At 74.9% G+C, this 6,404-nt stretch carries 7 protein-coding genes and 1 pseudogene; 3 read left to right on the top strand and 5 right to left on the bottom strand.

Going from position 1 to position 6,404, the window contains the following annotated elements; all coding sequences use genetic code 11:
• Positions 1 to 550 (top strand): annotated as a pseudogene (locus LCD31_RS00005) (hypothetical protein); the annotation flags it as partial.
• 27 nt (positions 551 to 577) lie between these two features.
• Here LCD31_RS00005 and LCD31_RS00010 read toward each other — a convergent pair.
• Positions 578 to 1,093 carry a hypothetical protein gene (locus LCD31_RS00010; protein WP_224955284.1) on the bottom strand — a complete coding sequence of 172 codons (516 nt, stop codon included), beginning with the start codon at positions 1,091 to 1,093 and terminating at the stop codon, positions 578 to 580.
• A 111-nt stretch (positions 1,094 to 1,204) separates the two neighbouring features.
• Between LCD31_RS00010 and LCD31_RS00015 the strand changes: the two genes are divergently transcribed.
• Together LCD31_RS00015 and LCD31_RS00020 are read left to right on the top strand one after the other, a co-directional pair.
• Positions 1,205 to 1,831, top strand: coding sequence for a TetR/AcrR family transcriptional regulator (locus LCD31_RS00015; protein ID WP_224955285.1), 627 nt, complete (start codon positions 1,205 to 1,207; stop codon positions 1,829 to 1,831).
• A gap of 10 nt (positions 1,832 to 1,841) precedes the next feature.
• Positions 1,842 to 2,789, top strand: coding sequence for an LLM class F420-dependent oxidoreductase (locus LCD31_RS00020; RefSeq protein ID WP_224955286.1), 948 nt, complete (start codon positions 1,842 to 1,844; stop codon positions 2,787 to 2,789).
• Between the two features lie 63 nt (positions 2,790 to 2,852).
• On the opposite strand, the gene LCD31_RS00025 is transcribed toward LCD31_RS00020, so the two are convergent.
• The 4 genes from LCD31_RS00025 to LCD31_RS00040 form a co-directional block, all read right to left on the bottom strand.
• Positions 2,853 to 3,323, bottom strand: coding sequence for a helix-turn-helix transcriptional regulator (locus LCD31_RS00025; RefSeq protein WP_224955287.1), 471 nt, complete (start codon positions 3,321 to 3,323; stop codon positions 2,853 to 2,855).
• 14 nt (positions 3,324 to 3,337) lie between these two features.
• Positions 3,338 to 4,465, bottom strand: a complete 1,128-nt coding sequence (locus LCD31_RS00030; protein ID WP_224955288.1) for a serine hydrolase — start codon at positions 4,463 to 4,465, stop codon at positions 3,338 to 3,340.
• Positions 4,466 to 4,524: 59 nt separating this feature from the next.
• The gene (gene lipB / locus LCD31_RS00035; RefSeq protein ID WP_224955289.1) at positions 4,525 to 5,271 is read right to left on the bottom strand and encodes a lipoyl(octanoyl) transferase LipB; all 747 of its coding nucleotides are present in this window, start codon (positions 5,269 to 5,271) and stop codon (positions 4,525 to 4,527) included.
• Positions 5,272 to 5,358: 87 nt separating this feature from the next.
• Entirely contained in the window at positions 5,359 to 6,243 is an 885-nt protein-coding gene (locus LCD31_RS00040) for a TIGR01777 family oxidoreductase (RefSeq protein ID WP_224955290.1), read from the bottom strand.
• Positions 6,244 to 6,404 lie beyond the last annotated feature (161 nt).

The following is a 6,404-nucleotide window of genomic DNA, read 5'->3' on the forward strand; positions in this document are numbered from 1 at the left end:
GGGCGGGCTGGTGCGGGTCCGGGACCGGTCCGCGGCGAAGCAGCTGCGCGCGGCGGTGGCGGCCGAGCCGCTGGTGGATCCGCTGGAGGTGCTGGCGCCGGAGCACGACTGCCACGAGGTGGAGATCTCCGCGTGCCGGTGGGCGTCGGCGGTGCGCGACGTCAGCGGTCACGGCAGGCGGCGCTGGTTGCCGTGGCGGCGCCGGACCTCGGTGCGCGACGCGCTGGAGTGGTTCCCGGACTGGTCGCTGGACGAGCCGGTCGGGCTGCTGCTGGCGGTGCCGTTCCTGCTGGTCGCGGTGTGCTGGTCGGTGGTGGCCGGGCTGGAGCTGGTCGCGGCGCTGGTGCTGCTGCCGTTCGTCCTGCTGCTCCGGTCGGTGCGGTTGCTGGACTGGCCGATCGAGCTGGTCCGGGCGGGCGAGGTGAGCGCGCACCGCGGGGTCGCCGGTCTGGGCGCCTCGGCGCGGGCGCGCCGGGAACTCACCGAGCAGGTGCGGGTGGTGGTCCCGCGTCCGCGCGCCGCGGAGCCCGAGGTGGTGGCCGCGCGCTGAGCGCCCCCGGGCTCCGGAGCGGCGGGGTCAGAAGCTGGGGATGAGCTTGCGCAGCTGGGCGAGCGGTCCGCGGCGGCGCGCGGTGCGGGCCTCGGGGGCGGTGCGCAGCAACCGCAGGAACGCCTGCCCGACGCGGTCCAGCTCGTCGGCCGGCTCGTCCGGTTCGGCCAGCCCGGCCGACACGGCGAGCATCCGGAGCTCCTGCCTGCGCAGCCCGGCGAGCGCGGGTTCGTCCGCGTGCCCGTCGAGGACGCGGCGCAGCACGGGGTCGTCGGTGGCGGTGCGCCGCCAGGCTTCGCCGACCGCCTCCACCCGGTCGCCGCGCGGGTCGGCGTCGGCGTCCTCGACGCCCACGTCGATGCGTCCGGTGAGCACGCGGTTCCACTTGTGGTGCAGCGCGCGCAGCAGTTCGTCCCGGTCGGCGAACACGGCGGCGGCCGCGGGCACCGCGTCGAGGTCGAGGCGTGCCGCGGGGTGCCGCGCGGCGTGGTCGAGCACGGCGCGGATGGCGCGTTGCCGCTGGTGGAAGTCGTTCCAGGTCATGGTTCCTCCAGACTGGACGGTGGCGTACCCCGGGTGTGCGGCATACCGGGAGTATGTGTGTTCGAAGCTACCAGCGCGGCCGTACCGCGGGTATGTCATATGATTGTGAGTATGGCTACAGCCCGTTCCCGGCGCGTGGAGAACACCGAGAGCACCCGGCAGGCGCTGGTGAAGTCGGCGGTGGTCCTGTTCACGAAGAAGGGCTACGCGGGCACCTCGCTCGACGAGATCGCCAAGCGCGCCCGCGTCACCAAGGGCGCCCTCTACCACCACTTCAACGGAAAGCAGGCGCTGTTCGAGGCCGCTTTCGAAGACGTCGAGAGCCAGGTGGTGCGACGGCTGTCGGCGGTGCTGTTCGCCGGCGGCGACATCTGGGAGACCGTGCGGGCCGGGCTCGGCGAATTCCTCCAGGTCTGCCTGGAACCGTCCTACCAGCGGATCGTCGTGCACGAGGCGCCCGCGGTGATGGGCTGGGAGCGCTGGCGGGAGGCCGAGGAGCGCTACACGTTCGGCGTGATCCGGGAAGCGGTGCAGGCGCTGGTCGACGCGGGCGAGTTCACCCCGCTGCCGATCGAAGCGCTCGCCCACGTCGTCTACGGCGCGCTGTCGGCCGGGGCCAGCACCATCGCCGGCTCCGCCCGGCCGAAGCAGACCAGCGCCGAGGTCGGCCAGGTCGTGGACGCCGTGATGCAGGGGCTGCGCGTGGCGGCGTGCGCCGGGGCCTCCTGCGGGCACTAGCCTCGGGTCCGTGACCGAGCCATTCAAACTCCGCATCTTCACCGAACCCCAGCAAGGGGCCACCTACGACGACCTGCTGCGGGTGGCCAAGGCCACCGAGGCGGCCGGCTACGACGCGTTCTTCCGCTCCGACCACTACCTGAAGATGGGCTCGGTGTCCGGTGAGCCCGGACCGACCGACGCCTGGGTGACGCTGGGCGGCCTGGCGCGGGAGACCTCGCGGGTGCGGCTGGGCACGCTGATGACGGCGGGCACGTTCCGCTACCCGGGGCCGTTGGCGATCGCGGTCGCGCAGGTCGACCAGATGTCCGGCGGGCGCGTGGAGTTCGGTCTCGGCAGCGGCTGGTACGAGGAGGAGCACACCGCGTACGGCATCCCGTTCCCGTCGCTCAAGGAGCGGTTCGACCGCTACGCCGAGCAGCTGGAGATCATCACCGGGCTGTGGGACACGCCGGCCGGGGAGACCTTCAGCTTCGACGGCCGGTACTACCAGCTCGCCGACTCGCCCGGGCTGCCGAAGCCCGTTCAGCGGCCGCGGCCGCCGGTGCTCATCGGTGGCGCGGGCAAGAAGCGCACCCCGGAGCTCGCCGCCCGCTTCGCCGACGAGTTCAACCTGCCCTTCACCGACCTCGACACCGCGGTGGCGCAGTACGAGCGGGTCGCGGCGGCGTGCGCGGCGATCGGCCGGGACGCCGGGGAGATCGTGCGGTCGGCGGCGCTGGTGCTGTGCGTCGGCAAGGACGACGCCGAGATCGCGCGCCGCGCGGCCGCCATCGGGCGGGACGTCGACGAGCTGCGGGCCAACGGGCTCGCCGGCACGCCCGCCGAGGCCGTGGACAAGATCGGCGCCTGGCGGGAGCGGACCGGCATCACCCGGCTGTACCTGCAGGTGCTGGACCTCTCCGACCTCGACCACGTCGACCTGGTCGCGGCGAAGGTCGCACCGCAGCTGGGCTGAGTCCCAGCGCCGGTTCCTGCCTCGTCGGTGGCCCGCCGCGCGCCACCGGCGAGGCGGCGGTGCTCAGCCGCGGAGCTGGCCCGCGATGTCGGAGGCGGCGGTGAGCAGGACGAGCGCGGGCACGGTGGCCTGCGGGCGCAGCCGGTAGGAACCGCGCTTGTCCTGCTCCACCAGTCCGCAGCCGGTGAGCCCCTTCAGGTGGTGGTAGAGCTGGCCGGGCGAACCGAGCCCCGCCGCCTGCTGCAGCTCCGCGCCGGTGGCCGGGCCCGATTCGGCGAGCCTGCGCACCAGGGCCGCCCGCAGCGGATGCCCCAGCGCGGCGAGCACGTCGGTGCGCGGCGCGTCCGGCAGGTCCAGCACCTGGGCGGGATCCGCGCGGATGTGCCACTCCAGCTCGAACGGTTCGCTCAGGCGTCCCGAGTATTCGATCTGGTCGCCGCTGGGTTCCCGCGGAGCGGCGGTGGGCCGTCCTTCCAGCGCCGCGACCCGGCGCTCCAGGTCGTCCAGCCGCCCTTGCACGTCGTCGGAGCTCACCGTGCGAGCTTGCCCTACCCGCGCAGCGCGGCGCGCAACCGGTCCCGCCACGCGGGGTCGAGCACGGCCTTGATCAGCGGCTGGCCCGGGTCACCGGTCGCCAGCTGCTCGGCGGAGATCCCGCCGTGCGCCAGCAGCGATCCGGCCGCGATCCGCCCGTCGGCGAGGCGCAACGAGATCCCGGCGGTGAGCACGCCCGGCAGGCTGCCGCCCTTGTAGCCGAGGCCGAGGACGCCGTCGGGCAGGTTCCCGGCGGCCCGCCGTTCCAGGATCCCGCGGGCGATCTCGGCGGCGCGCGGGGACGGGTAGGTGCCCTCGGCGAGGGAGCGGTGCAGCGCGGCCAGCTGCGCCGGGTCGCTCGCGGCGGTGCCGGTGGCCCAGGCCAGCTGGGTGTTCCAGTCCGGCAGCGCCTGCGCCAGCAGCCGCGTCCGCACCTGGTCGCGGAGGGCCTGCTCGTCGCGGTGGCGGCGCTCCAGCGCGAAGCCGATCTCGCGGCGTCGGGGGAGCGGGGTGCCGGGCGCGGGGGCTTCGGCCGGCAGCAGCAGGAACAGGTACTCGGCGCACAGCGAGCGCACGTCGGCGTCGGGCCAGCCCCCGGCGAGCGCGGCGGCGCGCACGGCCTCGGTGCCGAGCCGGTCGCGCAGCAGGTCGGGCACGGCGCTGTCGCTGTGCCCGATCATCGCGGTGGCCAGTTGCTCCAGCGTGACGTGGCGGTCCGGGTCGGCGGCCCAGGCGCCGGTGTCGTCGGTGGGGATGCCCAGTTCCTGCAGGGCCGCCACGTGTGCGCCGCCGTCGGTGGGCACGTAGTAGCGCTCCCAGTCGCCGACGCGGACCTGTTCGGCGGGGTCGAGGCGGCCGTCGGCGACGGCGGTGGCGTAGGCGGCGAGGTGCGCGGCCTTCACCGCGGAGGCCAGCGGCTGCGGGCTGCCCGCGCGGTGCGCGAGGAGCGGTCCGGTGGTGTCGGTGAGCACGAGGGCCAGCCGGTCGCGGTGCTGGGCGATCCAGGTGAGCCAGCCGTCTGCGGTGCTCAGGTCGGCTTCGGTGCGGTCGCCGAGCGCCGTGGCGGGGCTGCACGAGAGCAGCGGGAGCGCGGCGGCGGTGGCGGTGAGCCCGGTCAGCAGGGTGCGGCGGGACAGCGGCATGCTTCTACTCCTCCAGTAGTCCGTAATTCCGGAATGCTAGAGGAGTAGAGTGGGGTTCGTCAGCGCAGGGTCGGATCCAGCGCCAGCGTCACGCCCTCGGCGGTCGGCGAGACCCGCGCGATGTTCGACTCCACCACCGGCAGCACGCCGTCCACCGCGTCCAGCACGTCCTGGCGCACCCACGGCAGCGCCTCCTCGACCGGGACGTCCCGGCCGAGCTCCGCCGACAGCGAGGTGACGCCCGCGTCCCGGATGCCGCACGGCACGATCCGGTCGAACTGGCCCATGTCCGGATCGCAGTTCAGCTCCAGCCCGTGCATGGTCACGCCCCGCTGCACCCGGATGCCGATCGCGGCGATCTTGCGCTCCGGGCGTGCGTCGTCGGCGGCCAGCCACACGCCGCTGCGGCCCTCGACCCGGCCGGTGTCCAGGCCGAAGCGGGCGCAGGTGCGGATCAGGGCCTGCTCCAGGCGCCGCACGTAGTCGACCACGTCGATCGGGTCGGCCAGCCCCAAGATCGGGTAGCCCACGATCTGCCCCGGGCCGTGCCAGGTGATCTTGCCGCCGCGGTCCACGTCGATCACCGGCGTGCCGTCCTGCGGCCGGTCCTCCGGCTGGGTGCGCTTCCCGGCGGTGTACACCGACGGGTGCTCCAGCAGCAGGAGGGAGTCCGGGCCGGTCTCCTCGGCGCGGCTCGTGGCCAGCTCCCGCTGGAGGTCCCAGGCGTCCAGGTAGTCGATTCTTCCCAGTTCACGCACGTCGACCGCATCGGTCGAGGCGCGACATGACATCTCCGCGCGACTCACCGGGCCAGGCTACGCCCGGGCTCCCACCCAGAGCGCCGACCGCCCCGCGCACGTGGCGCCGGCCACCCGGACGGACCCGCGGCGAGTTCAGAGCACCGCGTTCAGCGCGGCGTCCAAGGTGGGGTGGGCGAACGGGTAGCCGTGCTCGTCGAGGCGTTCCGGCATCGCCCGCTGCCCGGCCAGCATCGCCTCGTCGGCGGCCTCGCCCAACGCCGCGCGGAGCACGAACTCCGGCACCGTCCACGGCGCGGGCCTGCCCAGCGCCGCCCCCAGCTCGCGGGTGAACTCGGCGTTGGTCACCGGCGCCGGGCCGGTCAGGTTCACCGGGCCCGACACGGCCGAGTTCTCCACCAGGAACCGCAGCGCACCCACCGCGTCGTCCAGCGAGATCCACGGCATGTACTGTCGCCCGCCGCCGAGCTTCGCGCCCAGCAGCATCGAGAACAACGGCTTCAACCGGCCCACCAGGCCACCCGAGTGCGCCACCACCAGGCCCGTGCGCGAGAGCGCGACCCGGGCGCCCGCGTCCACCGCCGGGCTCGTCGCCGCCTCCCACTGGCGGCACAGGTCGGCGAGGAAACCGGTTCCCGGCGGCGTCGACTCCGTCACCAGCCGGTCGCCGGTGTCGCCGTAGTAGCCCACCGCCGAGCCGTTGACCAGCGCGGGCACGCCGTGGCGGGCCACCGCCTCGGCCAGCAGCACGGTCGGGCGCACCCGCGAGGACACCAGCAGCTCCTTGCGCTCGGTGCTCCAGCGGCGGTCGGCGATCCCGGCGCCGCACAGGTTCACCACCGCGTCCGCCCCGGCGAGGGCCGCCTCGTCCAGCTCGCCCTTCGCCGGGTCCCAGCCGTGCTCGTCGGGGGCGGCCGGGCGGCGGCGGACCAGCCGCAGCACCTCGTGCTCGCCCTGCCGCAACGCCGCGACGAGACTCGTGCCGATCAACCCGGACGAACCGGCGATTACCACGCGCATGCCCCCGATCGTCCCGCAACGATCTTCCGCACGCGACAGGTTTCGCCCGGCGGAGAAACGGCCCGGAACGCGGGGGGGGGGGGGCCCCCCCCCCGCGGGGGGGGCCCCCCCGCGGGGGGGGGGGGGCGGGGGGGGGCCGGGGGGGGGGGGGGGGGCGCGGG

This window comes from Saccharopolyspora sp. 6M (assembly GCF_020176775.1).
GTDB lineage: Bacteria > Actinomycetota > Actinomycetes > Mycobacteriales > Pseudonocardiaceae > Saccharopolyspora_C > Saccharopolyspora_C gregorii.

Coding starts and splice junctions, on each gene's coding strand:
- LCD31_RS00010 (WP_224955284.1), bottom strand. CDS start 1,093: ATGACCTGGAACGACTTCCACCAGCGGCAACGCGCCATCCGCGCCGTG.
- LCD31_RS00015 (WP_224955285.1), top strand. CDS start 1,205: ATGGCTACAGCCCGTTCCCGGCGCGTGGAGAACACCGAGAGCACCCGG.
- LCD31_RS00030 (WP_224955288.1), bottom strand. CDS start 4,465: ATGCCGCTGTCCCGCCGCACCCTGCTGACCGGGCTCACCGCCACCGCC.
- LCD31_RS00040 (WP_224955290.1), bottom strand. CDS start 6,243: ATGCGCGTGGTAATCGCCGGTTCGTCCGGGTTGATCGGCACGAGTCTC.